Origin of the sequence: Kushneria konosiri (assembly GCF_002155145.1) — a bacterium.
Lineage (GTDB): Bacteria > Pseudomonadota > Gammaproteobacteria > Pseudomonadales > Halomonadaceae > Kushneria > Kushneria konosiri.
This window is the reverse complement of record NZ_CP021323.1, coordinates 2,256,502-2,280,098: the sequence shown is the minus strand read 5'-3', so window position 1 is coordinate 2,280,098 and position 23,597 is coordinate 2,256,502. Positions and strand designations below refer to the sequence as shown.

At 58.5% G+C, this 23,597-nt stretch carries 25 protein-coding genes; 18 read left to right on the top strand and 7 right to left on the bottom strand.

Annotated elements, in window-relative coordinates; genetic code table 11:
• Nucleotides 1-254: 254 nt before the first annotated feature.
• Nucleotides 255-860, bottom strand: a complete 606-nt coding sequence (locus B9G99_RS10570; RefSeq protein WP_086622125.1) for a cytochrome b/b6 domain-containing protein — start codon at nucleotides 858-860, stop codon at nucleotides 255-257.
• A 719-nt stretch (nucleotides 861-1,579) separates the two neighbouring features.
• Between B9G99_RS10570 and B9G99_RS10565 the strand changes: the two genes are divergently transcribed.
• The 7 genes from B9G99_RS10565 (at nucleotide 1,580) to B9G99_RS10535 (ending at nucleotide 9,895) form a co-directional block, all read left to right on the top strand.
• Entirely contained in the window at nucleotides 1,580-3,175 is a 1,596-nt protein-coding gene (locus tag B9G99_RS10565; RefSeq protein ID WP_115504164.1) for an ABC transporter substrate-binding protein, read from the top strand.
• Between the two features lie 68 nt (nucleotides 3,176-3,243).
• A complete protein-coding gene (locus B9G99_RS10560; protein WP_086622123.1) occupies nucleotides 3,244-4,170 on the top strand; it encodes a S66 peptidase family protein in 927 nt (308 codons plus the stop codon).
• Nucleotides 4,171-4,579: 409 nt separating this feature from the next.
• Nucleotides 4,580-5,590 carry an ABC transporter permease subunit gene (locus B9G99_RS10555; protein ID WP_086622122.1) on the top strand — a complete coding sequence of 337 codons (1,011 nt, stop codon included), beginning with the start codon at nucleotides 4,580-4,582 and terminating at the stop codon, nucleotides 5,588-5,590.
• A gap of 15 nt (nucleotides 5,591-5,605) precedes the next feature.
• Complete coding sequence (locus tag B9G99_RS10550; protein WP_086622121.1) at nucleotides 5,606-6,544, top strand: ABC transporter permease subunit; 939 nt, start codon at nucleotides 5,606-5,608, stop codon at nucleotides 6,542-6,544.
• 71 nt (nucleotides 6,545-6,615) lie between these two features.
• Nucleotides 6,616-7,617, top strand: a complete 1,002-nt coding sequence (locus B9G99_RS10545; protein WP_086622120.1) for an ABC transporter ATP-binding protein — start codon at nucleotides 6,616-6,618, stop codon at nucleotides 7,615-7,617.
• A complete protein-coding gene (locus B9G99_RS10540) occupies nucleotides 7,614-8,639 on the top strand; it encodes a dipeptide ABC transporter ATP-binding protein (RefSeq protein ID WP_086622119.1) in 1,026 nt (341 codons plus the stop codon). The genes B9G99_RS10545 and B9G99_RS10540 overlap by 4 nt, the downstream gene beginning before the upstream one ends.
• 116 nt (nucleotides 8,640-8,755) lie before the next feature.
• Entirely contained in the window at nucleotides 8,756-9,895 is a 1,140-nt protein-coding gene (locus tag B9G99_RS10535) for an FUSC family protein (protein ID WP_086622118.1), read from the top strand.
• Here the strand turns inward: B9G99_RS10535 and B9G99_RS10530 are convergent.
• Both B9G99_RS10530 and B9G99_RS10525 read right to left on the bottom strand, forming a co-directional pair.
• Nucleotides 9,886-10,296 (bottom strand): hypothetical protein, encoded by a 411-nt coding sequence (locus B9G99_RS10530; RefSeq protein ID WP_148663944.1) that lies wholly within the window; start codon nucleotides 10,294-10,296, stop codon nucleotides 9,886-9,888. The genes B9G99_RS10535 and B9G99_RS10530 overlap by 10 nt on opposite strands.
• Entirely contained in the window at nucleotides 10,256-10,549 is a 294-nt protein-coding gene (locus B9G99_RS10525) for an FAD assembly factor SdhE (protein WP_086622116.1), read from the bottom strand. The genes B9G99_RS10530 and B9G99_RS10525 overlap by 41 nt, the downstream gene beginning before the upstream one ends.
• Before the next feature lie 208 nt (nucleotides 10,550-10,757).
• On the opposite strand from B9G99_RS10525, the gene B9G99_RS10520 reads away from it, so the two are divergent.
• The 3 genes from B9G99_RS10520 to lapB all read left to right on the top strand — a co-directional run bounded on the left by B9G99_RS10520 (nucleotide 10,758) and on the right by lapB (nucleotide 12,686).
• Entirely contained in the window at nucleotides 10,758-11,054 is a 297-nt protein-coding gene (locus B9G99_RS10520; RefSeq protein WP_086622115.1) for an integration host factor subunit beta, read from the top strand.
• Between the two features lie 135 nt (nucleotides 11,055-11,189).
• Entirely contained in the window at nucleotides 11,190-11,495 is a 306-nt protein-coding gene (locus B9G99_RS10515; protein ID WP_086622114.1) for a lipopolysaccharide assembly protein LapA domain-containing protein, read from the top strand.
• Nucleotides 11,496-12,686, top strand: a complete 1,191-nt coding sequence (gene lapB / locus B9G99_RS10510; RefSeq protein WP_086622113.1) for a lipopolysaccharide assembly protein LapB — start codon at nucleotides 11,496-11,498, stop codon at nucleotides 12,684-12,686.
• 25 nt (nucleotides 12,687-12,711) lie between these two features.
• Here the strand turns inward: lapB and pyrF are convergent, their stop codons facing one another.
• A complete protein-coding gene (gene pyrF / locus B9G99_RS10505) occupies nucleotides 12,712-13,413 on the bottom strand; it encodes an orotidine-5'-phosphate decarboxylase (RefSeq protein WP_086622112.1) in 702 nt (233 codons plus the stop codon).
• A 160-nt stretch (nucleotides 13,414-13,573) separates the two neighbouring features.
• Between pyrF and B9G99_RS10500 the strand changes: the two genes are divergently transcribed.
• From B9G99_RS10500 to B9G99_RS10475, 6 genes are all read left to right on the top strand, one after another.
• Entirely contained in the window at nucleotides 13,574-13,840 is a 267-nt protein-coding gene (locus B9G99_RS10500; RefSeq protein ID WP_086622111.1) for a ComEA family DNA-binding protein, read from the top strand.
• A 237-nt stretch (nucleotides 13,841-14,077) separates the two neighbouring features.
• Nucleotides 14,078-14,563 (top strand): FxsA family protein, encoded by a 486-nt coding sequence (locus B9G99_RS10495; protein WP_086622110.1) that lies wholly within the window; start codon nucleotides 14,078-14,080, stop codon nucleotides 14,561-14,563.
• A 164-nt stretch (nucleotides 14,564-14,727) separates the two neighbouring features.
• Nucleotides 14,728-15,021: a co-chaperone GroES gene (locus B9G99_RS10490; protein WP_086622109.1), complete on the top strand. Its 294-nt coding sequence runs from the start codon at nucleotides 14,728-14,730 to the stop codon at nucleotides 15,019-15,021.
• Nucleotides 15,022-15,079: 58 nt separating this feature from the next.
• A complete protein-coding gene (gene groL / locus B9G99_RS10485; protein ID WP_086622108.1) occupies nucleotides 15,080-16,720 on the top strand; it encodes a chaperonin GroEL in 1,641 nt (546 codons plus the stop codon).
• Nucleotides 16,721-16,839: 119 nt separating this feature from the next.
• On the top strand, nucleotides 16,840-17,337 hold the full coding sequence (locus B9G99_RS10480; RefSeq protein WP_086622107.1) for a GNAT family N-acetyltransferase: 498 nt from the start codon (nucleotides 16,840-16,842) through the stop codon (nucleotides 17,335-17,337).
• Nucleotides 17,330-18,088 (top strand): RNA methyltransferase, encoded by a 759-nt coding sequence (locus B9G99_RS10475; protein WP_086622106.1) that lies wholly within the window; start codon nucleotides 17,330-17,332, stop codon nucleotides 18,086-18,088. Before B9G99_RS10480 ends, B9G99_RS10475 begins: the two co-directional genes overlap by 8 nt.
• Nucleotides 18,089-18,146: 58 nt before the next feature.
• Here the strand turns inward: B9G99_RS10475 and B9G99_RS10470 are convergent, their stop codons facing one another.
• From B9G99_RS10470 to B9G99_RS10460, 3 genes are all read right to left on the bottom strand, one after another.
• Nucleotides 18,147-19,187 carry an extracellular solute-binding protein gene (locus tag B9G99_RS10470; protein WP_227875786.1) on the bottom strand — a complete coding sequence of 347 codons (1,041 nt, stop codon included), beginning with the start codon at nucleotides 19,185-19,187 and terminating at the stop codon, nucleotides 18,147-18,149.
• A gap of 143 nt (nucleotides 19,188-19,330) precedes the next feature.
• Nucleotides 19,331-20,020 (bottom strand): glutathione S-transferase N-terminal domain-containing protein, encoded by a 690-nt coding sequence (locus B9G99_RS10465; RefSeq protein WP_086622104.1) that lies wholly within the window; start codon nucleotides 20,018-20,020, stop codon nucleotides 19,331-19,333.
• A gap of 107 nt (nucleotides 20,021-20,127) precedes the next feature.
• Nucleotides 20,128-21,489, bottom strand: a complete 1,362-nt coding sequence (locus tag B9G99_RS10460; RefSeq protein ID WP_086622103.1) for a Na+/H+ antiporter family protein — start codon at nucleotides 21,487-21,489, stop codon at nucleotides 20,128-20,130.
• Between the two features lie 216 nt (nucleotides 21,490-21,705).
• On the opposite strand from B9G99_RS10460, the gene B9G99_RS10455 reads away from it, so the two are divergent.
• Both B9G99_RS10455 and B9G99_RS10450 read left to right on the top strand, forming a co-directional pair.
• Complete coding sequence (locus B9G99_RS10455; protein WP_086622102.1) at nucleotides 21,706-23,268, top strand: bifunctional GNAT family N-acetyltransferase/carbon-nitrogen hydrolase family protein; 1,563 nt, start codon at nucleotides 21,706-21,708, stop codon at nucleotides 23,266-23,268.
• Nucleotides 23,269-23,373: 105 nt separating this feature from the next.
• Complete coding sequence (locus tag B9G99_RS10450; RefSeq protein ID WP_086622101.1) at nucleotides 23,374-23,583, top strand: hypothetical protein; 210 nt, start codon at nucleotides 23,374-23,376, stop codon at nucleotides 23,581-23,583.
• The last annotated feature ends 14 nt before the right edge of the window (nucleotides 23,584-23,597 follow it).

Genomic DNA, 23,597 nt, shown 5'->3' with positions numbered 1-23,597 from the left:
GCGCGACAATCGCCAACCACCCCTGATCACCCGTCGGCGCCCAGAGCGCCGGCATCATGGAGTGCCGGCCGTACAGGCCATCAAAAAATGATTCACCTCACTCTGGCACGCCGATCATTCCAGAAATGCCCGGATTCAAGAGCAATAACATGGTCAGATTACACTTTAATCCAGGACCATTGATCACGTATTGAATCATCTTTACTCGAGCCATTCCCGCTTGAACACCGAAACAGCGATGATGATCTGATCAATTATTTACGGCCCGGAGGAGTCCTGCGATTTGATGTAACCGACCACATTCTGCTCAGGCTTATTTCTTCGACAAAATGATGAAGCAGAGCCATGAATGAATGTGCAATCAGGTAGACCCAGACAAGGCTGGCCAGAAGCTTGTGAGCTTCGATTACCCATTCAACAAATCCGAGCCGTGTGTCGGAAAGGAAAAAATAGAGAGTGCCGCTGGATGCCATGGCCGTCATGAGTAACAACCCCAGCCCATGAACCATGGCGGCAAGCGGAGAGGCTTCCTTGAAGGGCGGAAGGCGTCCTTTACCCAAAGCGCTCAACGTCGTTTTTATGTCCTGTAAAAGCGCCCGACGTCGGGCCTGGCTGAACCATGGCAGAAGCATGCCCGGGTCCGTACCACTGGTACGTACTACAGCGACGATCCAGAATAACGTCACAAAAACCATGGCCGTGAGACCGCTGAAGCTGTGTACCTTGAAAAAAGGATCTCCCGCCCGACCGGCATGCATGACAAGGCTGGTCGAGAGCTGAATGATGACGGCAATGGCAAGCCCGGCATGAACCAGTCGTGTGGCGAGAGAGTGTCGAATAGCGGCATGGTCGGTAGTCATATCAACTCCATTTAGATAAACCTTCGCTCGGCCGGCCCCGTAAAGGACTCAAGTGCCCTTCATCAGGACGCCTTTGAAACGGCGATTAAAGCTGCCAAATGGATGAATGACCCCATTCACGTACAAGGCCTGTTTTTCGGGCTGACATTTGCCCGACATACGACAGGCCAATGTCGCACCCCATCACAACCTCGTGTCAAAACAGCTGGCAAAATGCCTTTCATTTATTAAACAGACAGTATTTCCAGACTCACCCCTGTGACATCGACGCACCTTTTTATGTTTTTCAACTGCAGAGCTGATGCATCTTCAGAAACAGTTCAGACAGGGTACAACGTTTAAAATGGCGATAGCTTAAGCAAGCATTTCATTCTTGATTTTTTTAAACCGTGACAAATCCCTCTCGATTTATCCTTTGAACTCCGCCCGTTGCTATACGATGGGCTTGTATCCAGGGGCTGTGCATAGCGGCCCCTGCACCCGCCTGCTTTTCAAGATGCCTCGACAGACCATGTTTTCTGAAAAAACATTGATATTTCTGACCCGGATCGCCCCACATAAGTCTTTACTGCAATTGACAGCCTGCCCGACCCCGACATAGTTTCAGTGCGTGACGTTGTGTCATGACGTTACATCCACGAGGCCGATCCATCGTCGGTCGCGTGGCGACAGCCGGCCTACCCGGCCGGTCACACCAACAATATACAAAAGACGTGCTCATGACCCAGACAACTCCCCGCCGGCTGATGCTGGCAGGTGGCCTGCTGCTGGCAGCCACCGGTACTGCCCATGCCAAGACCCTCGTATATTGCTCCGAAGCCAGCCCGGAAGGCTTTAACCCGCAGCACTACACTGCCGGGACGACCTTCGATGCTTCCTCGCGCACCATTTACAACCGACTGGTCGAGTTCAAGTCAGGCACAACCGAAATCAAGCCGGCGCTGGCCGAATCATGGGAGGTCTCCGATGACGGCAAGACCTATACCTTCCACCTGCGCCCGGGCGTCAGGTTCCAGACCACCGACTACTTCACGCCCTCACGTGAATTCAACGCTGATGACGTGCTCTATTCGTTCAATCGCCAGCTGGAAGACGATCATCCCTGGCACGGGGTCGGCAGCGGTTATGAATATTTCGAAGGCATGGGCATGCCGGATCTGATCGACAGTGTCGAAAAGGTTGATGAGCATACCGTGCGCTTTCACCTGAGCCGCGCCTCGGCGCCGTTTCTCTCCGATATGGCCATGGATTTTGCCTCGATCCTGTCTGCCGAATACGCCGACAAGCTGATGAAGGAAGGCCACCCGGAGCGCATGAATCAGCAACCGCTGGGGACCGGGCCCTTCCAGTTCGCCGGCTTCCAGCGTGATGCCTATATCCGTTACCTGGCACACCCGGACTATTGGGACGGTAAATCACCGCTCGACCGGCTGGTCTTTTCCATCACGCCTGATGCCTCGGTGCGCTTCCAGAAGCTTCAGGCCAACGAATGCCAGGTCATGGTCTTCCCCAATCCGGCCGACCTGGAGGCCATGCGCAACGACCCCAACATCAATCTGGAATCGGCTGAAGGGCTGAACGTGGGCTATCTCTCCTTCCAGACCGAAAAGCCGCCCTTCGATGATCCGAAGGTGCGTCGCGCACTGTCGATGGCCGTGGACCGTGATGCCATCATCGAGTCGGTATATCAGGGCGCCGGCGAAAAGGCTAAAAACCCGATTCCGCCAACGCTCTGGGGCTATGACGAGAACGTCAAGGAAATCCCCTATGACCCCGAGCAGGCCAAAAAACTGCTCAAGGAAGCCGGCGTTGAGAACCTGAAGACCCAGCTTTGGGCCATGCCGGTACAGCGTCCCTATAACCCCAACGCGCGGCGCATGGCTGAAATCATTCAGTCAGACTGGCGCAAGGTGGGCGTTGACGCCGAAATCGTCTCCTACGAGTGGGGCGAGTATCTGCGTCGCGCCTCTGAGGGCGAGGCCCTGACCGGCCTGTTTGGCTGGACCGGTGACAACGGCGATCCGGACAACTTCCTCAATACGCTGCTGTCGTGTAACGCCGCACGCGATGGCTCCAACTACGCCAAGTGGTGTAATCCGGAGTACGACGACATCATCCGTCAGGCGGCTACCGAGACCGATCAGGAGAAGCGTGCAGAACTCTATGTACAGGCACAGGAGATCTTCCGTGACCAGCTGCCCTGGCTGCCGATTGCCCACTCGATCGTCTACGATCCGGTCCGCAGCAACGTCACCGGCTATCAGGTACAGCCCACCGGCTCCCACATCTTCTATGGGGTAGATATCAAGGAATAGGCCCTCTGACGTAGGATATGACCCCGCTCTGACGAGCGGGGTTTTTCATGCCTTGCAGACAGGTGCCCATGACACGAACGACTACTGAACTCTCCAGGCTGCGTCCACTGGGCGGTGGCCCGCGGACCGTGGCGCTCATTGCTCCCGCCGGCGCCGTTTTACCCGAGCGCATCGAAACTACCTGCACGCTGCTCAGGCAAATGGGCTATAGCCCACATCTCATGCCCAACGCCCGGGCGCGACATCGCTATCTGGCCGGCACCGTCGAGCAGCGTCTGGCGGATTTTCATGCTGCCTTTCATCTGCCGAACGCGGCCGCGGTGTGGTGTCTGCGTGGGGGCTATGGCTGCGCCCAGTTGATCGATCATATTGACTGGGACAGGCTCCCGGACGTGCCGCTGGTGGGCTATTCCGACATCAGTGTGTTGCTGAGTGCCTTCCACGCCCGAGGGCGCCGGGCCCTTCATGCACCGGTGGCCACCGAACTGGCCCTGCTTGAACAGGCCCAGGGGCCGGCGCACAAGGCACGGGCCGAGTCCATGGCCAGCATCGCATCGGTACTCGATGGCTGCCGTGGTCACATGAGCGCCACACACGTGGCAGGCCCTGAAGCTGAGGTGTCAGGCACGCTCATTGGTGGCAATCTCACCACACTTGCCAGCGTCGCCGGTACATCCGGTGCACTGCACATGCCAGAGAGCGCAATCCTGATGCTGGAGGACGTGGGGGAAAGGCTTTACCGTCTGGAGCGCAGCCTGTGCCAGCTGCTGGACAGCCTTGAGCCGTCCCGGTTGAGCGCCGTCTGTCTGGGCAGTTTCACGGACTGTGATACCGGTGACAGCAGTGTCGAGGCAATGGTGCAGGAGTGGCTGGCCCCGCACGATATTGCGCTCCATCACCAGCTGCCTTTCGGCCATGGCGTGCACAATCAGGCGTGGCCGGTCGGCCGGAAGGCAAGACTGAGCAGTGCCGGACTTGACTGGCACGCCTGCTGAAAGGACTCGATTGACGAAATCGGATTGCCTGTCCATGCGCCGTTACGGGCATGGACAGGATCAGCGCAATCCCCTAGGGTCTACCCCTTACTGCATCGCAGCCTACAAGGCATCCACGCTGCAGCAACAATAACAAGCAGGAATACATCACCATGACCACGACCCTCTCGACTCGCCGTCTCTACAAGGCTCGTCTCACCCTTCGCGCCACTTGCCAGGCCGGCCCTGCATATCGTTCCGATCCCGGCTAGACCGTATCTCGCTCTTCAGGCATGACTCCGGCGCGAAGATCACACCGCCTGGTTTCATTGTCTGCCTATTCCTGCTGATCAATACGCTCTGGCCGACAGGCCATGTCGACGTACTGCCGGCAGGCACGGATCACACGTTCGCGGTGGCGGAAACCCCTATGTTGAGCTTTGTCTTTCGCAAACTTTTAATGCTGATCCCGACGCTGATCGGTATCACGCTGGTGACCTTCACACTGGTGCATCTCATTCCCGGCGACCCGGTGGCCATCATGGCCGGCGAGCGCGGCATTTCACCCGAGCGCCATGCTCAGGTCATGGCCGAGCTGGGCCTTGATCGCCCACTGTGGGAACAGTACCTGAGCTTTCTGGGCAATCTGGCCCAGGGCGATCTGGGACACTCTTTGATCAGCAGCAATCCGGTCCTCGATGAGTTCCTGTCGCTGTTCCCGGCCACGCTCGAGCTTGGTTTTTGCGCCATGCTGCTGGCCGTAGCCCTTGGCATTCCACTGGGCGTCATTGCCGGCATCAAGCGTGGTTCGATCATCGACCACACCGTCATGGGCACCTCGCTGACCGGCTACTCGATGCCGATTTTCTGGTGGGGCCTGCTTCTGATCATTCTTTTTTCAGGGATTCTGGGCTGGACGCCGGTCTCGGGAAGACTCTCCTCGAACTACTGGATCGAAACTCCCACCGGTTTCATGCTGATCGATACTCTGCTCTCCGGCGAACCCGGGGCCTTCGTTGATGCTCTGCGGCACCTGATTCTCCCTACCATCGTGCTGGCCACCATCCCGCTGGCCGTGATTGCCCGCATGACCCGCTCCTCGATTCTTGAAGTGCTGGGCGAGGACTATATCCGCACCGCTCGGGCCAAGGGACTTTCTCCCTGGCGGATCATCGCCATCCACGCGCTGCGCAATGCCATGATTCCGGTCACCACGGTCATCGGGCTACAGATCGGGTTGCTCTTTTCCGGCGCCATCCTGACCGAAACCATCTTTTCCTGGCCCGGGATCGGCAAATGGCTGATCGATGCCGTCGGACGGCGCGACTATCCCTCCCTTCAGGGCGGCATCTTGCTGATCGCCCTGATTGTCATGGTGGTCAATCTGATCGTTGATCTGCTCTACGGGCTGATCAACCCCCGCATTCGCAACAGTCGCTGAGCCCGGAGGCCACACATGACACAGGTTACCCCTCAGCCGCCGGCCGCCGTGCCGGAGATCGACGAGGACACACAGGCGGAGCGCACACCAAAGCGTCCGTCCCCGCTGCGTGACGTCTGGCGCAGTTTCCGCCGCAACCGTGCCGCACTGGTCGGCATGATCATTATTGCGCTGATCATCGTGATTGCCTGCCTGGCCAACGTGGTCGCGCCCTATTCGCCGGTTGCGCAGTTTCGTGACAGCGTTCTGACCCCGCCCTTCTGGCAGGACGGCGGCTCCCTGCGCTTTGTACTGGGCACCGACGATCTGGGCCGCGACATCCTCAGCCGCCTGATCCATGGCGCCAGACTCTCCATGACCATCGGCGTCATCGTGGTCTCGCTGTCGCTGGGCATCGGCGTGCTGCTCGGCCTTCTGGCCGGCTTTCTGCGCGGCTGGGTCGACACTGTCATCATGCGATTGATGGACATCATGCTGTCGATTCCAAGCCTTCTGCTGGCCGTCGTCGTCGTGGCTGTACTCGGGCCGGGACTTTTTAACGCCATGCTGGCGATTGCGGTGGTCTATCTGCCCCACTACGTGCGCCTGACGCGCAGCTCGGTCATCACCGAGCGCGAGCGTGAATACGTCATGGCATCAAGACTGGCCGGGGCCGGCATGTTCCGACTGATGTTCATTACCATCCTGCCCAATTGCCTAGCCCCGCTGATCGTGCAGGCCACGCTCAGCTTTTCCAATGCCGTACTCGATGCCGCCGCACTGGGCTTTCTGGGTCTGGGCGCCCAGCCACCAACGCCGGAATGGGGCAGCATGCTGGCTGATGCTCGCCAGTATGTTCTACAGGCCTGGTGGGTGGTGACCTTCCCGGGGCTTGCGGTGCTGATCACGGTACTGGCCTTCAACATCATGGGCGATGGCCTGCGCGATGCCCTCGATCCGCGCCTCAAGCGCTGATGATGACGGCAAAGAGCGCACCGATACGACAACAACGACAAACATCGACCATTTCAAAACAGGAGAGCGCCATGGCGCTTCTGGACATTGAACAGCTCAGCGTATCCTTCGATACAGATGAAGGGACCTTCCCGGCAGTATCGGATCTAAGTCTCAGGCTGGAAGAAGGCGAAGTGCTCGGGATCGTTGGAGAATCCGGGTCCGGCAAGAGTGTGACCATGCTGGCAATGATGGGGCTTTTGCCCTTCAACGCGCGGGTCGAGGCCAGCCGGTTTCATTTCGCCGGTCAGGACATGCAGACCCTGAGCGATCGCGCTCGACGGCGCCTGACCGGCAACGACATTGCGATGATCTTTCAGGAACCCAGTACCAGTCTCAATCCGAGCTTTACCATCGGGTTTCAACTGCTGGAAGCCATCAAGGCTCATGAAGGCGGCAGCCGCCGCCAGCGGCGTGAACGCGCCATCGAACTGCTCGACCAGGTTGGCATTCCTGCGCCGGGCAAGCGGCTGAGTGATTATCCGCACCAGCTGTCGGGCGGCATGAATCAGCGTGTGATGATTGCCATGGCCATTGCCTGTAATCCACGGCTTTTGATTGCCGACGAACCGACCACAGCGCTCGATGTGACCATCCAGGCGCAGATTCTGGATCTTCTGCTCAGGCTTCAGGAAGAGCGCGGCATGGGGATGATCCTGATCACTCACGACATGGGCGTGGTGGCCGGCGCCGCCAAACGTGTGGCCGTCATGTACGCCGGTCAGTTGATGGAAACCGGCACCAGTCACGATGTCTTTCGCGAGCCGGGCCACCCCTATACCAGCGCGCTGCTCAACGCCCTGCCGGAGCGTCATCCAGGCACCGCGCGCCTGCCCACCATTCCCGGGGTAGTACCGGGCATCGGTGACCGACCACAGGGATGCCTGTTTCACCCCCGCTGCGCCCATGCCCAAAAGGACTGCCGCGCCAGCCGACCATCGCTTGAGGCCATACATGCCGAAACCGGGCTCGGCACACGTCACGTGCGCTGCTATCACCCACTGAATGAAGAGGATCTGGAGACCATGTCATGAGCCGACCCGACATTCCTGATGCCCCCCTGCTCGACGCGCCCCTGATGGAGGCGCGCGACCTCGTTCAGACCTATCAGGTGCGCCAGGGATTTCTGCGCCGCGCCGAACTGCATGCCGTACGAGGCGTCAGCTTCACCCTTCACGGTGGTGAAACCCTAGCTGTGGTGGGGGAATCCGGCTGTGGCAAGTCAACGCTGGCTCGCATGCTGACCCTGGTGGAGCCGCCATCCTCGGGAGAGCTTCGGGTCGGCGGGCGGGATGCGACCCGGCCCGACGCGCAGACGCTGGCCGCGCTGCGTCGTGACGTACAGATGGTCTTTCAAAACCCCTATGGCTCCCTCAATCCGCGCAAACGTATCGGGACCATTCTCGAAGAACCTCTGGTCATTAATACCTCGACACCGGCCGAGGAGCGTCAGCGCATGGCGCGTGACATGCTCGCACGTGTCGGATTGCGTCCGGAGCACTATGACCGCTATCCGCACATGTTCTCGGGCGGACAGCGTCAGCGCATTGCCGTGGCGCGCGCTCTGATGCTGCGCCCCCGCGTACTGGTGCTGGATGAGCCCGTCTCGGCGCTGGATGTCTCGGTACAGGCCCAGGTGCTTAACCTGCTCAACGATCTGCAACAGGAGTTCGGGCTGGCCTATCTGTTCATCTCGCATGATCTGAGCGTGGTTCGCCACGTGGCCGATAACGTCATGGTGATGTATCTGGGTCGGCCGGTGGAGGTAGGCTCACGCGAGGCACTGTTTACGACGCCGCGCCACCCCTATACCCAGGCACTGCTGTCGGCGACGCCGTCAGTCAATCCTGACGAGCGACGACACCGCATTGCGCTCAGCGGTGAGCTGCCTTCGCCACTATCGCCGCCATCGGGCTGTGCCTTTCACCGCCGCTGCCCGCACGCCAGACCCGAATGCGCAGACAAGCGCCCGGAACTGCGCGACGTTGAAGGCGCGCAGGTGGCCTGCCACTTTGCCGAAGAACTCATGGAACAACGCGTCAGCGGCGCAGCTTGAGACGCATCGGGGCGGTGCAACGTCGCCCCGATTACTTGTAAAACAGGATGATGACTCGAGTTTTCGGATTCTTCGACGATAAGATAGGGATACTTTCTCTTTCAGTCCGGCGCTCCATGGCACGCATACGCTTTCGCGACCCCTATTTCAATTACCGTTACCGTCACTACCTCTACACGCTGCGTGCCACCATCGCGCTCAGCGTCACCTTTTTCATTATTTCGCTTTTCGACATTCCTCACAGCATCTGGGCACCGGTCAGTACGCTGATGGTCATGGGCAATCTGCCGCATGTTGGTGGTGTGCTGGACAAGGGCGGTCAGCGCCTGATCGGTACTGCACTGGGTGGACTGCTGGGCATTGCCCTGCTGCTGATCCCTGCGGCGCCACCGGGCACCATTCAGGTGCTGACGCTCGCCGCCATTGCCGTGGCCCTGCACGCCACCTTTACCTCACGCTATGGCTATAGCGTTTTGATGTTCGGCATCACCATCCTGATGGTGACCGGCGATGGCAATCAGGATCTGACCATCGCATTGTGGCGCGCCTTTGATGTGTTACTGGGCACCAGCATCGGAATATTGATCACCATCATTGTATTGCCCCAGAAGGCCACGGATCTTTTCCGCTTCATGCTGGCCGACAACCTGGACCGGCTGGCCAGTCTCTATTACGCCCATACCCTTGCAACCGAAGCCGATCACGATCAGGCTCTGGAGGAGATGAAAAAGACTACCACGCAGCTGATCAAGCAGCGCGCTCTGGTCGACGCCGTTCACAAGGAAGGGAGATTGCGCCGGGGTGAGCTCAACAGCCTGTTGTCACTGGAACGGCGCATGATTTCAACCGTCGAGCTGCTGCTGGAAACCCATTGGGATACCCGCAATGGTCACGACATCATTGAAAGTCTGGAAGGATTGCGCACCGACCAGCAACAGCTGGCACGGTCGCTGTCGATGCTGGCCCATCAGGTGCGCACCGGTCACCAAATTGACATGAATGTTGCCGCGTTTGATCTGCAACGCTACGTCAATCGCGCCTTTTCTGGGCGCTCTGCATCAGGTCGTGCCCTGTTCAGCCCGAGTGGATATCTCTGGCTTAACCGTGAGCTGGCCCGTCAGACCCGCGCTCTGGTCGGTTATCTGGGCAACCTTCAGCGCCTTCCCAGCTCGCGGCTGAGAAAGCGCGCCAGTCGACATCATCTGGTAGGCGGCCGACGCCTGAGTGATGAACGTCCTGATAGCGCTCAACCCTGATATCCCTCGCCTGCCTTATCGGCGGTGGTCGGGCTCAAAAGCGACCGGCGAAGTAGACGAAACTGCTCTGGCGGCATCGAGTCAAACCACAGCGCATAACGATGGCGATCAACGCGAACCTCACACAGCAGTGGTCCGACTCGTGACCCCTCAAGGGTCACGCCCTGCCACTGCCCCTGGTGATACTGCTCCCACTGGCCGCTGCCGGTCATGCGCAGCGGAGGTGGCAATGCACCTGTCTGATGCCAGCCGCAGATCACCAGTACAACAAGCACCACGCTCGCCCAGACCACCGATAGCCAGAGCGCACAGGCCAGTGCGATGGCGCTGCCAAGCAGACAATAGAGCCCGAAAGCAACCCTAGAGCGGACGAACCTCACTGGTGTGAGTGCTTTCGGCATAGTCCACGATCCTTTTAATGATGGGCGCAAGCGTCGGATCATCAGGCAGTTCACGGCGCATCAGCCACAGGAAAAGGTCCTGATCCTCGCAGGCCAGCAGCGTCTGATAGGCATACTGGTCTTCGTCACTGAGCCCATCGAAACAATTTTCGATAAAGGGTACCAGCATAAGATCCAGCTCCCACATGCCACGACGGGAATGCCAGTAAAGACGCTTGCGCGCCGTGGCATCAAAGGCTTGTTGTTCGCTCACATCAATCTCCTGTCAGAGGGCGGTTGCCGCCTGCCCATTATACGCAGCCAGCGCGTCACGCCCATGATTGTCTGAAACTTTGAAAGCCACCCCCGGCATGAATTTGGAGCGGCCTGTAGTGCGTTGTTTTATCTCACATTAGCGGCTATGCTGAAATCAAACAAAAAGCCCTGAAAAGGGTCCCGACAGGACGGATGGAGAACCCCCGATGACGAAGTCCGAATTGATCGAACAGATTGCTGCGCAACAGTCAGAGCTTTCCGTCAAGGAAGTGGAGTCGGCCGTTCGCCTGATTCTTGACGACATTACCGATACACTGGCCAGCGGTGGTCGAGTCGAAATACGCGGGTTTGGCAGTTTTTCTCTCCACTACCGTGAGCCGCGAACCGGGCGCAACCCAAAAACCGGTGACCCTGTCAGCCTCACTGGCAAGCACGTGCCCCATTTCAAGCCCGGCAAGGAACTGCGAGAGCAGGTCAACGCCAGTCGTGAGTACGGACTTTGATTCCCTCCCTTGTCACACCTGTCCAATGAGCATTCCTGCCTCACAACGGCGGTAGACAAGCACTGCAAATATCGCTGCATGCCAATGCCGGTGTTACACTGCCTTTAATTGGACAAGGAAAATCAGGGATCTGCTATGCGCTGGCTCAAGGGCGTGGTACTTGCGGTTGTCACACTGATCGTTCTGCTTCTAGGCATGCTGTTTGCCGTGCGCAACCAGCAGACCGTACCGCTGGACGTCATCTGGGCGGAACTACCGCCTGCTTCACTGTCCCTGTGGCTGCTTTCAACGCTGGTGGCCGGCGTATTGCTGGGCATGGTGGCCATGTCAGGACTTTATCTGCGCCTGCGTACCACGCTCATGCGTACTCGCCACGATAACCAGCAACAGCGCAAGGAGCTTGATCGTCTGCGCGTTCAGGAGTTCAAGGAAGCTCCCTGAATGCCGGATCCCGTGCTGCTCCTTATACTCGTTGCGGCAATCGGCATCGGCTGGTGGCTGGGCCGCATGGAGCGAAAGCACTACCGCTATCGCCAGCGGGCGCTGTCCGGCCAGCATCTGTCACGCGACTATTTTGTCGGGCTGAACTTTCTGCTCAACGAGCAGCCCGACCGCGCCATCGAAACCTTCGTACAGGCGCTTGAAGTCAACGGCGACACCATCGATACCCACATCGCACTGGGCAATCTCTTTCGCATGCGCGGTGAAACCGACCGCGCCGTGCGCATTCATCAGAACCTGCTGGCACGCCCCGTACTGACCTCGGAACAGAGCGAGCAGGTGCAGCTCGAGCTGGCCCGCGACTTTATGCGTCTGGGCGTTCTTGATCGCGTCGAGCGGCTGCTCGAGGGGCTGGTGCGTCAATGTGAAAATGAACACACCGCGACAGCTGCCAAACGTCTGATGGTGGATCTCTACGAGCGGGAAAAGGACTGGCAGGCGGCGATCGACGTGGCGCTGCCACAGCTGGTGCGACAGGATGAATCACTTCGCAGGGCGGCCGCCCACTGGCACTGCGAACTGGCCGAACAAAACATCGAAGAAGGCAGCCCCGGACCCGCGCGTCGACATCTCAAGCAGGCACTTTCCATTGATTCGAGCTGCGTTCGTGCCAACTGGCTTTATGCCGACATTGAGCATCGTGCTGGCAGCTATCGTAACGAAATCCGCGCCCTGCGCCGTATCCGCGATCAGGACAGCGACATGGTGCCGATCACATTAGCACCCATTCAGCGCGCCTTTGATCTGCTCGATGACGAAGCAGGCCTGATCGACTTTCTGCATGATCAGGTGGAAAAGGCGCCTTATGTCTCCTTCGTTTTGCTGCTGGCCGAACGATTGCGCACCCGTGACGGCATCGAACATGCCACCCGGCTGGTCAGCGAACAGCTACAGCGCCATCCGAGCCTGCGCGGCATCGACTACCTGATGGACCTCTATCTCAAGGAGGTTCCCGAGCATGAGCTTGAACATCTGCGCCTGCTCAAGCGCCATACCGAGCAGCTCATGGCCGAGCGCGCGCGCTATCGCTGCAAGAGCTGCGGCTTTCAGGGCGAAAGGCTTTACTGGCACTGCCCCAGCTGTCGCCAGTGGGGCACCATCAAGCCGATTACGGGTCTGGAAGGCGAATAACGCCGCTGTCCTGCCGGTTGCGCCGTCACCTCTCTAGGACCGAAAGCTCCTGCTCGATGGCTACAAGCGCCGCCATTGGATCACTGGCGCGTGTTACAGGTCGGCCAATCACCAGATGCGTACTACCGGCCTCAATCGCCTCAAGCGGGGTCATGATCCGACTCTGATCATCTCGCTGAGCAAACGCCGGCCGAATGCCGGGCGTGACCCGCAGAAAGTTATCACCACACCGTGCGGCCACATCGCCGGCCTCAAGCGCCGAGCACACTACGCCATCCATGCCGCTATCCCGGGCAAGCCCTGCCAGATGCAGCGCCTGGTCGCCGGTCGTACGCATCACGCCGGTTTCAGCCAGGGTGTCATCATCCATGCTGGTCAGTACCGTTACAGCGATCAGATGCGTGCCGAGCCCGTTTTTAACGAGCACATCGCGTGCTGCCTGCATCATCTGCCGACCGCCCGAGGCGTGAACGTTGACCATCCAGACACCATGATCGGCGGCAGCATGAACGGCAGCCGCCACCGTGTTCGGAATGTCGTGAAACTTGAGATCCAAAAAGACATCGAAACCGCGCTGATGTAGCGTTTTCAACGTCTGCGGGCCGCTGCGGACAAAAAGCTCCTTGCCCACCTTGAGCCGACAGCGTTGCGGATCCAGCTGGTCCACCAGCGGCAGTGCCGCGTCCAGACTGGCATGATCGAGGGCGATGATCAGAGGGGAAGACATGCAGGCTCCTATGGTTCGTGCCATCAGTATAAGGGCTATATTCCATGAGCGGGATAGTTACGAGGCATCAACACATCAGAACCAATATATAAAAACAAACTAAATAAGAGTAATCCTCTGCCGATATCTTGAAGGCCATTTTTTACTACAAGGAACCGGCATGTCTCGTAAACTGATCGCAATGCTTTTGACCACCGCTGCCCTCTCCCTTTCTGCACCGCTGATGGCCGCGCCGCAAAGCGTCAATATCAATACCGCCACCGCCGCCGAACTGACCGCCTTGCCGGGCATCGGCGAGAAAAAGGCCGAGGCCATCATTGCCGACCGCGAAGCCCACGGTGCCTATGAAAGTGCCGATGATCTGAGCCGCGTCAGTGGTATCGGCAGTGCCACCGTCGAGCAGCTGCGCGATAGCATCGAGCTCTGACCGACCGATGGGCGGCAGGTCTTCGACTGCCGCCCTGCCTTTCCCCTCCCTTCTGATTCTGCCGACCTCCCGCTCGACTTTTGTCTCCTGTCATCATCCGGGCATATACCTCTTGCATCTGACATGCCAGTATCCTGTGCTAACGACAGCTGCCGTCTTCGACCCTTCCCAACCGGGCAATTCGAGTGATAACGGCCTTTTTTGTGAACACATAGAACGCGAGAGTGCAAAGACATCATGCCCCTGCTGTTACCCATCGGCTTTTTTCTACTGCTGGATCTGATCTCGATTTTTGTACTGGGCAAGCTGATCGGTGCCTGGGTATTGCTGGTCATTGTGCTGGCGGCCGCCTTTGGCATACATCTGATACGCCGTGAAGGCGTCGACTCGTTTCGTCAGGCCCAGCAGAAAATGGCCACCGGTGGCGAAGCCAGTTCGGAACTCAAGCGCGGCGCCGCGCTGATCATGGCAGGCGTACTGCTTGTCATGCCGGGCATCCTGACCGATGTGCTTGCCATGTTCTGTCTGATGCCGTTTTCTCGCAGCGCACTTCTGGGCCGTTTCATGCGCAGCAAGGTCAACGTGCACCGTTATCATCCCGAACGCGACCGCCGCGGGGATACCTACACCCAGCCCGGGCGCGATACTTCGGCCAATCAGTCGTCGGAACCCCATGTCATTGAAGGCGAAATCGTTGACCGTGAAAACGATCGTCGCGATTAAAAAAATTGCCTCACCCCCTTGAAACCGTTTCATGCGACCTCATTAATCTGCCACGTCGTGATATCGACCCAAATACTCCGGTGATGCCGGAACCTGAGGGCTATAAAGCCATTTGCTGAGCGCCCTCGAGCAGTCCATGTAACCAGTTAGGGAGAACGTGAGAAATGAACATCCGTCCTTTGCACGATCGCGTTGTCGTTCGTCGCGTGGAAGAAGAACAAAAGACTTCCGGTGGCATCGTTCTGCCCGGCAACGCGCAGGAAAAACCCACCCGCGGTGAAATCCTCGCAGTTGGCAAGGGCCGTATCCTTGAAAACGGTGAAACTCGCCCCCTCGACGTACAGGTCGGGGACAAGGTGATCTTCAAGGATGGCTTTGGCGTCGAGAAACAAAAGATCAACGGTGAAGAAGTTCTGATCATGAGCGAGTCCGACATCCTCGGCGTGCTCGAAGGCTGATACCTCTTTTACGTCTACGTCATTTTTTACACGAACATAGAATCGAGGAATTACCGTAATGTCCGCCAAGCAGATCAAGTTCTCCGATGATGCCCGCAAGCGCATGGCGCGCGGTGTCAACGTTCTTGCCGATACCGTCAAGACAACGCTGGGGCCGAAGGGTCGTAACGTTGTGCTGGAAAAATCCTTCGGTGCACCGACCGTCACCAAGGACGGCGTTTCCGTCGCCAAGGAAATCGAGCTGAAGGACAAGTTCGAGAACATGGGCGCACAGATGGTCAAGGAAGTTGCCTCCAAGACTTCCGACGTTGCTGGTGATGGCACGACCACGGCAACCGTTCTGGCCCAGGCCATCGTCAACGAAGGCCTCAAGGGCGTAACCGCCGGCATGAATCCGATGGATCTCAAGCGCGGCATCGACCTGGCGATCGCCAAGGCCGTCGAAGAAATTCGCAGCATGGCCGTTCCGTGCACCGATTCGCGCGCCATCGCTCAGGTTGGCACCATCTCTGCCAACGGCGACAGCACCATCGGCCAGATCATCGCTGATGCGATGGAAAAGGTTGGCAAGGAAGGCGTCATCACCGTTGACGAAGGTCGCGGTTTCGAAGACGAGCTCGAAGTTGTCGAAGGCATGCAGTTTGATCGCGGCTACCTGTCGCCCTACTTCGTGACCAACAACGACACCATGTCGGTCGAGCTGGAAGACCCCTACATCCTGCTGGTCGACAAGAAGATCTCCAACATCCGCGAACTGCTGCCGGTGCTGGAAAACGTGGCCAAGGCCGGCAAGCCTCTGGTCATCATCGCCGAAGACATCGAAGGCGAAGCGCTGGCCACTCTGGTCGTCAACAACATGCGCGGCATCGTCAAGGTCGCAGCGGCCAAGGCACCGGGCTTTGGTGATCGTCGCAAGGCCATGCTGCAGGATATCGCCATCCTGACCGGCGGTACCGTGATCTCCGAAGAAGTCGGCCTGAGCCTCGAGCAGACCACTCTGGATCACCTGGGCAGCGCTCGTCGCATCACCATGTCCAAGGAAAACACCACCGTCATCGACGGCAACGGTGTTGAATCCGACATCGAGTCGCGCGTCAGCCAGATCCGTACGCAGATCGAAGATACGTCTTCCGATTACGATCGCGAGAAGCTGCAGGAACGTGTTGCCAAGCTGGCCGGCGGCGTTGCCGTTATCCGCGTCGGTGCTGCCACCGAAGTGGAAATGAAAGAGAAGAAGGCCCGCGTTGAAGACGCGCTGCACTCGACTCGTGCTGCCGTTGAAGAAGGCGTGGTGCCCGGTGGCGGTACCGCACTGGTTCGTGCCTCGGCTCGCCTGCGCGACATGAAGGGCGCCAACGAAGACCAGACGCACGGCATTCAGCTGACCATTCGTGCTCTCGAAGCTCCGCTGCGCCAGATCGTTACCAACGCAGGTGAAGAAGCGTCTGTTGTTCTCAACCGTGTCCGCGATGGCGAAGGCAACTTCGGCTACAACGCTCAGACCGGCGAGTACGGCGACCTGTTTGAAATGGGTGTTCTCGACCCGGCCAAGGTCTCGCGCTCTGCCCTGCAATCTGCCGGTTCCGTAGGCGGCCTGATCATCACGACCGAAGCCATGGTCGCCGATGATCCGGAAGAGAAGGAAGCTGCCGGTGGCGGTGACATGGGCGGTATGGGTGGTATGGGCGGCATGATGTAATCATCCCCCGAAGCCCGACCCTTTCCGGGTCACTTCGAAAGCCCCGCCTTGTGCGGGGCTTTTTCATGTCTATGGTATGCTTCATGCCCCATTCATGATTTAAAAGCGTGTCTGCTCTCATGTCTCTCACCGTCCGCGCCGCCGTCCCCGATGACGCAGCCCACATTGTGCGTTTCATCACCGAACTTGCCATTTATGAGCGTGCCGAGCACGAGATGAAGGCTGATGAATCGATGATTCGAGACACCCTTTTCGGCGACCGCCCACACCCCCATGCCCTGATCGCCATGAAAGACGATCAACCGATTGGCCTAGCCGTCTATTTCTTCAACTATTCGACCTGGCTTGGCCATCGCGGTCTCTATGTCGAGGACGTTTTCGTCACCTCAAGCGCCAGAGGCCAGGGCGCCGGGCTTGCGCTGATGCAGGCACTGGCCCGTATCGCGGTGGACAACAACTGCCCGCGTTTTGACTGGCAGGTGCTGGACTGGAATCAGCCTGCGATCGATTTCTATGATGCCATCGGCGCTCTGCCTCGAAAGGAGTGGCTCTCCTATCGGCTCGAGGGTGAGGCCCTCAAGCGGTTTGCCGATTCGGGAGCACGCCAGCATGACTGAGCAACCTTCAGCGCTCAAGAATGTCCGTATCGTGCTGGTACAGACCTGGCACCCGGGCAACATCGGTGCCGCTGCGCGCGCCATGCGGACGATGGGACTTTCACAGCTGGTGCTGGTCAACCCGCGCCGGTTTCCCGACGAAGAAGCTACCCGCATGGCAGCCGGTGGTGAGCCGCTGCTTGAGCAGGCGCGTGTCGTGGAAAGCCTTGAAGACGCGGTCTCCGACTGCGGCATCGTGGTGGGCCTGTCTGCCCGCCTGCGCAATCTGGCACTGCCGCAGTTTGAAGAAGGCGACGAGATGGCACGTGAGCTGATGTCGCTGGCCGAAGAGATGCCGGTCGCACTCGTCTTTGGTCGCGAGCGCTCGGGGTTGACCAACGACGAGATCGCCTGCTGCACGCATCAGCTGAGCCTGCCGGCCAATCCGGACTACCCGATTCTCAACCTCTCACAGGCCGTTCAGGTCTGCGCCCACGAACTGTATCGCGCCTGGCGACACCGCCGAACGGACAGCGGGATCACAACGCATGAGGGTGAGAGTGAGCGGGAGAAGGATCTTCCACCCACCCGCGAACAGATGCAGCACTTCCAGCAGTCTCTGGCCGCTGCACTGCAGGAAGCCGGATTTCTCAATCAGCCTCATGCCCAGACGCTGGAGCGGCTGCAAAACTTTTATCGGCGCGCGTCTCCAACCCGCAAGGAGCTATCGCTGTTGCAGGGAGCGTTAAAGGCGCTGCGCCAGCCGCACTAAATGAAAAAACCCGGCCAGGCCGGGTTTATCTTTTGTCATGCTGCGGTCGGATCGATCGTTACTGCCATCCGACACGTTCGAAAATTTCATTGGCCGTTTGCAGGTGCTCGCCCAACTCGCTGGCCACCAGCGTATCCTTTTTGAATGTGCCCAGCGCCGTCACGGCATCAGCCGGGGCCACGCCCGCCACGACGGGATAATCGTAGCTGTCTTGCACGAAAAGCTGCTGTGCTGGCGCTGTGGTCATGAACTCCATAAACCGCACGGCATTGTCGCGATGCGGGGCGCCTGCCATCACTCCCATGCCAACCACGTTCATGTGGGCCCCGCGCTGCCCCTCTCCCTGCTCCGGAAACGCAATGGCAACCTGCTCGGCGGCGGCACGCTGTTCGGCGTCGCCACCTTTCATCATGCGAACATGGTAATAGTGGTTGGCGATGGCGATATTGCACGTACCGTCGGCTACGGCACTGATCTGATCACGATCGCCGCCTTCAGGTGCACGTGCCATGTTGTTGACGATTCCCTGTGCCCACGCCTCGGCAGCTTCCTCGCCCTCATGTGCCACTATCGAGGCCAGCAGAGCCTGATTGTAGGTATTACTGGAGGAGCGCACGCAGATCTGTCCTTCAAAGCGCGGATCGGCCAGGTCGGCATACTCGCGGATCTCGTCGGCCTGAACATCGCGTGGATCGTAAAATACGACCCGAGTACGCTGGCCAAAGCCGAACCACTCCCCTTGCGGATGTCGGACTGACTCGGGCAGCCGCTCATTCAGCGTGGCAGACGACGTACGATCAAAGAGCCCCTTCTCTGTTGCCTGATGTAGACGCACAGCATCCACAATTACTGCCAGGTCGGCATCATTGATTCTGTTTCGACCCTCGGCATGCTCAAGAAGCCTTTCAAATTCGATCTCCTGAACATTGACATCGATGCCCGTGCGTTCGCTGAACGCGTCATAGAGGGCATCGTGGGAATCATGATGACGGATGGTATAGACATTGAGCGCATCGGCCAGCACTGGCGCTGTCGCGAAAGCGCTGCCAAGGCACAGGGCAAGACAGGAAAGTCTACGAAAAGGAGTGGATGGCTTCACGGGTGCCGCCTCGTATCTCATGAATGTGAATGATTATCACTATTAATCGATATCGAGGCGGTGGCGTCAAACCCGTGTTAAGTTTCGAAAGGCATGACAGTCATACGGTGACCGACTCCATGCCAGACAGCGAGATGCCGGATTTACCTTACCCGGGGCGCGTTACGTGCCAGACCACCAAAAAGATCCAGCATGCGCTCATGCCACTGCGCGACCGGATCATCGGACTTGAGCAGCGCGCCATCGCGAACCACATAGGCCAGCATGAACATGCCAAAGACCAGATAGTCAGCGCCACCCGGATGATCTCCGTCAATAAAGGAAGATCCTTCAAGCTGCGCGCGCAGCGGCGGCAGCGCCTTCTCCAGCATCTCCAGACCCTGCTCGGTATTTTGAAACGCTTCCAGCGTCATACCAAAACGCGCTTCACGGCTTTCCCGGAAATACGGCTGGTCCTTTGGATCAATGTTTGAAAACACGTCCAGAATGGCCACTTTCATCAGTGCCGGGGCAAGCTGCGTTTCCGCCCAGTGCTTGATAAAACGCGCCCGCGAGCGTGCCATGTCATCGCCAAACAGTGCCGGACCCGGATACTTCCTGTCCAGCCAGGTCATGATGTCAAAACTGTCAGTGACCACTTCATCGTCTTCGTCAACGATGACCGGCACTTTCTCCTGCCCTGAAAAGGCAATGTCCTGCTTGTCGGTGAAATGCCATGGCCGGGTCTCGAACGTCAGACCCTTGTGATGCATGGCCAGCCCCGCTCGCCAGCAAAAGGGAGAAAACCGCAGTGCAGTATTTTCGCCACAAAGGTCATACATGATGCGCGCCATGCTTCCTCCTTCTTGATGTGATCGACAGCCGTACACGCCCAACGCCGTACTGTCGCGGTACCTCCCAACTATAGCAGTTGAGAGATACCTCACAGGGAGCGGCCTTCCTAGAGAATCATGGTGGCAATCCAGCCAAAGGCCATCAGTGGCAGGTTGTAGTGAATAAAGGTCGGCACCACCGAATCGCGGATATGATCGTGCTGGCCGTCGGCCGCAAGACCGGAGGTTGGCCCCAGCGTGGAATCGGACGCCGGAGAGCCGGCATCACCCAGTGCTGCGGCCGTCCCCACCAGCGCCACGGTAGCCATGGGCGAGAAACCGAAACTCAGCGCCAGTGGCACGTAGAGAGAAGCGATAATCGGAATGGTCGAAAACGATGAGCCGATGCCCATGGTGATGAAAAGCCCCACCAGCAGCATGATCAGCGCCGCCACTGCCTGACTGCTGCCGAAGGCATGGGCGCTTTGTACCAGTGAATCAATCTCGCCGGTGGCCTGCATGACGCTGGCAAAGCCTGCCGCCGTGATCATGATAAATCCGATGGTCGCCATCAGACGCATGCCTTCGCTGAAGACACCGTCCTGTTCGCGCCAGCGAAACACGCCGCTGAGTGACAGCACCACAAAACCTGCCAGCGCGCCGAGTACCATCGAATCCAGCCAGAGCTGAACGGTCAGTGTGGCGCCAATCGATACGACCAGTGCGACCCACTGCCAGGGCCTGAGCCGGGCTCGAGCATCGTGTTCAGCGGTACTGCTCTGCGGCGCTGCGGCATCGGCCTGATTGGCAACAGGGCGATCCTCATAGACACGCGGGCGGCGATAGCTGATAAAGACGGCCACCAGAAGTCCTACCAGCATGCCCGAAATGGGCAGCGCCATGGCCATGGGTACCTGAGCGGCCGTGATCTCGAGTCCTGCCGACTCACCTGCAGCGTTGATATTGGCCAGCAGAATGTCGTTGAGAAAGATGGCGCCAAAGCCGACCGGCAGCAGCATATAGGGTGCGGTAATACCAAAGGTGATCACACAGGCCACCAGCCGCCGATCGAGCTTCAGGCGATTAAAGACCGGCAGCAGCGGAATGACCACGATGGGGATAAAGGCAATGTGGACCGGGACCAGGTTCTGTGAGCAGACGGCGGCCGTCAGCAGGGAAACTACCAGCAGCGTCTTGAGGGTTTTCGGATGGGTCCGCTGGCCATCAAGCGCTCGAAGAAATCGCTGCGCCACACCCTCGGTGATCCCGGAACGTGCCAGCGCCACGGCAAAGGCGCCAAGGGAGGCATAGGAAAGCGCGATCCCGGCACCATCGCCAATGCCATCATTGAAGGCGTCAAGCACCTCATGGATGGAGAGACCGCTATAGAGACCGCCGGACACTGCCGCCACGATCAGGGCTGCCACGACCGGCACACGAGAAAGACTCAGGCCGACCATGATAAGGATGGAGATGACAATGGCATTCATTGATGCAGCACAACCAGGGATAGGAGAGTGGAGCCCGACCATATGGCCGGATGGCATTGCCGCTTTAAAAGGGCGCGCGCACTCTATCACAAACGCCTGTCATGAAGCCGCTTCGGGATACGCCTCCCGCCTCGGCACATCGCTTTCAGGCACTGTCATCGCCCCATGCTAGACTGAGGCCTACCATGACCGACGTTTTCTGGAGCAAGGATCGCCATGTCGATCGAAGATCTACACCTCAATCTACGCAATCTTGAAGTCGAGGATTACGCCAAACTCAAGGTACTGATGGATGTTGTTTACAACGACATTGGCGGCGCCTGGGAAAAGCACACCATCGATCGTCTGATCGCCGAATTTCCGGATGGCCAGATTGTCATCGAGGATGAAGACCGTATCGTGGGCGTCGCCCTGACCGTGCTGGTCGACTATGAAACCTTCTCCAACCCGCACAAGTATGATGACCTGATCGGCAATCGGGAGATCATTCTCAACAACGTTCAGGGCGATGCGCTCTACGGGCTGGATGTTTTGATCGATCCGGCCTATCGGGGCTATCGTCTTGGACGGCGACTGTATGAAGCGCGCAAGGACTTGTGTCGCTCCATGAACCTGCGCGCCATTCTGGCCGGCGGTCGCATTCCCAACTATTTCGAGCACGCCGCCGAACTGTCACCGACGCAGTACATCGATCAGGTCTCGCGCAAGGAGATCTATGATCCGATTCTCTCCTTCCAGCTGGCCAATGACTTTCTGGTCAAGCGCCTTTTAAAGAAGTATCTGCCCGAGGATGAACGCTCGCAGGGCTACGCCACCCTGCTTGAGTGGAACAACATTCTCTATGAGCCGGTCGATCGTGTGCTGGAATCGCGCAAGACCCAGGTACGCATTGGCGCCGTTCAGTGGCAGATGCGCGAGTTCGCCTCGGTCGAGCAGGTGCTTCAGCAGGTCGAATTCTATGTCGACGCCATCGCCGACTATCAAAGTGATTTCGCCGTATTCCCGGAGCTTTTCAACACGCCCCTGATGGGACTGACCGACCAGTCGGACCAGATCAAGGCCATCCACTTCCTGGCCGGATTTACCGAACGCTTCAAGACGGAAATCTCGCGCATGGCAGTGTCCTACAACATCAATATCATTGCCGGCTCGATGATGGAGGAAGGCAGCGAAGGCAAGCTCTACAACGTTTCCTATCTCTGTCACCGCGATGGCAACATCGAGCGTCAGGCCAAGCTGCATATTACCCCGCAGGAGCGGCGCGACTGGGTAGTTGAAGGCGGCGATGAACTGCGCGTCTTCGACACCGATGCCGGGCGTATCGGCATCCTGATCTGCTATGACGTCGAATTTCCCGAACTGCCGCGCCTGCTGGCCGACCAGGAGATGGATATTCTGTTCGTCCCGTTCTGGACCGATACCAAAAACAGCTACCTGCGCGTGCGCCACTGCAGTCAGGCCCGGGCCATCGAAAACGAATGTTACGTGGTTGCCTGCGGCAGCGTCGGCAACGTGCCTTCGATCGAGAATCTCGATATCCAGTACGCACAGTCTTCGGTCTTCTCGCCCTCGGACTTCGCTTTCCCGCATGATGCCGTGATGTCGGAAACCACGCCCAATACCGAAATGGTCATGTTTTCGGATCTCGACCTGACGCGTCTGCGCGTGGTCAGAAGCGAGGGCTCGGTCACCAATCTCAAGGATCGCCGCAAGGACCTGTTTGATCTGCGCTGGCGTGACTGGTCGTGGAAATCAGGCTCCAACCCGGATTCATATTGACACGAACGGTTGTACAACTCTGATTGTCTTTACATGCCAGTATTCTAAGCTTTGGCAAGGATCGGCGGGCATACCTGCCGATTCACCCATCAGCAGGAGGCGACGATGAAAAAAGTTTTGATGACAGGTGCCACCCTTGCCCTGACCACTCTCTGGCTGGGCGGCTGTGCCGGTGGGCCGGACTGGCAAAAGCCGGACGGCACCTCACAGCAGCTGCATTCCGACAAGGCCGATTGCCAGGTCATGGAAAACAAGGCAGACAACGATCAGACCTATGATGACTGTATGAAGGGCCGCGGCTGGACGCCCACCTGATCGTGATCCGATGA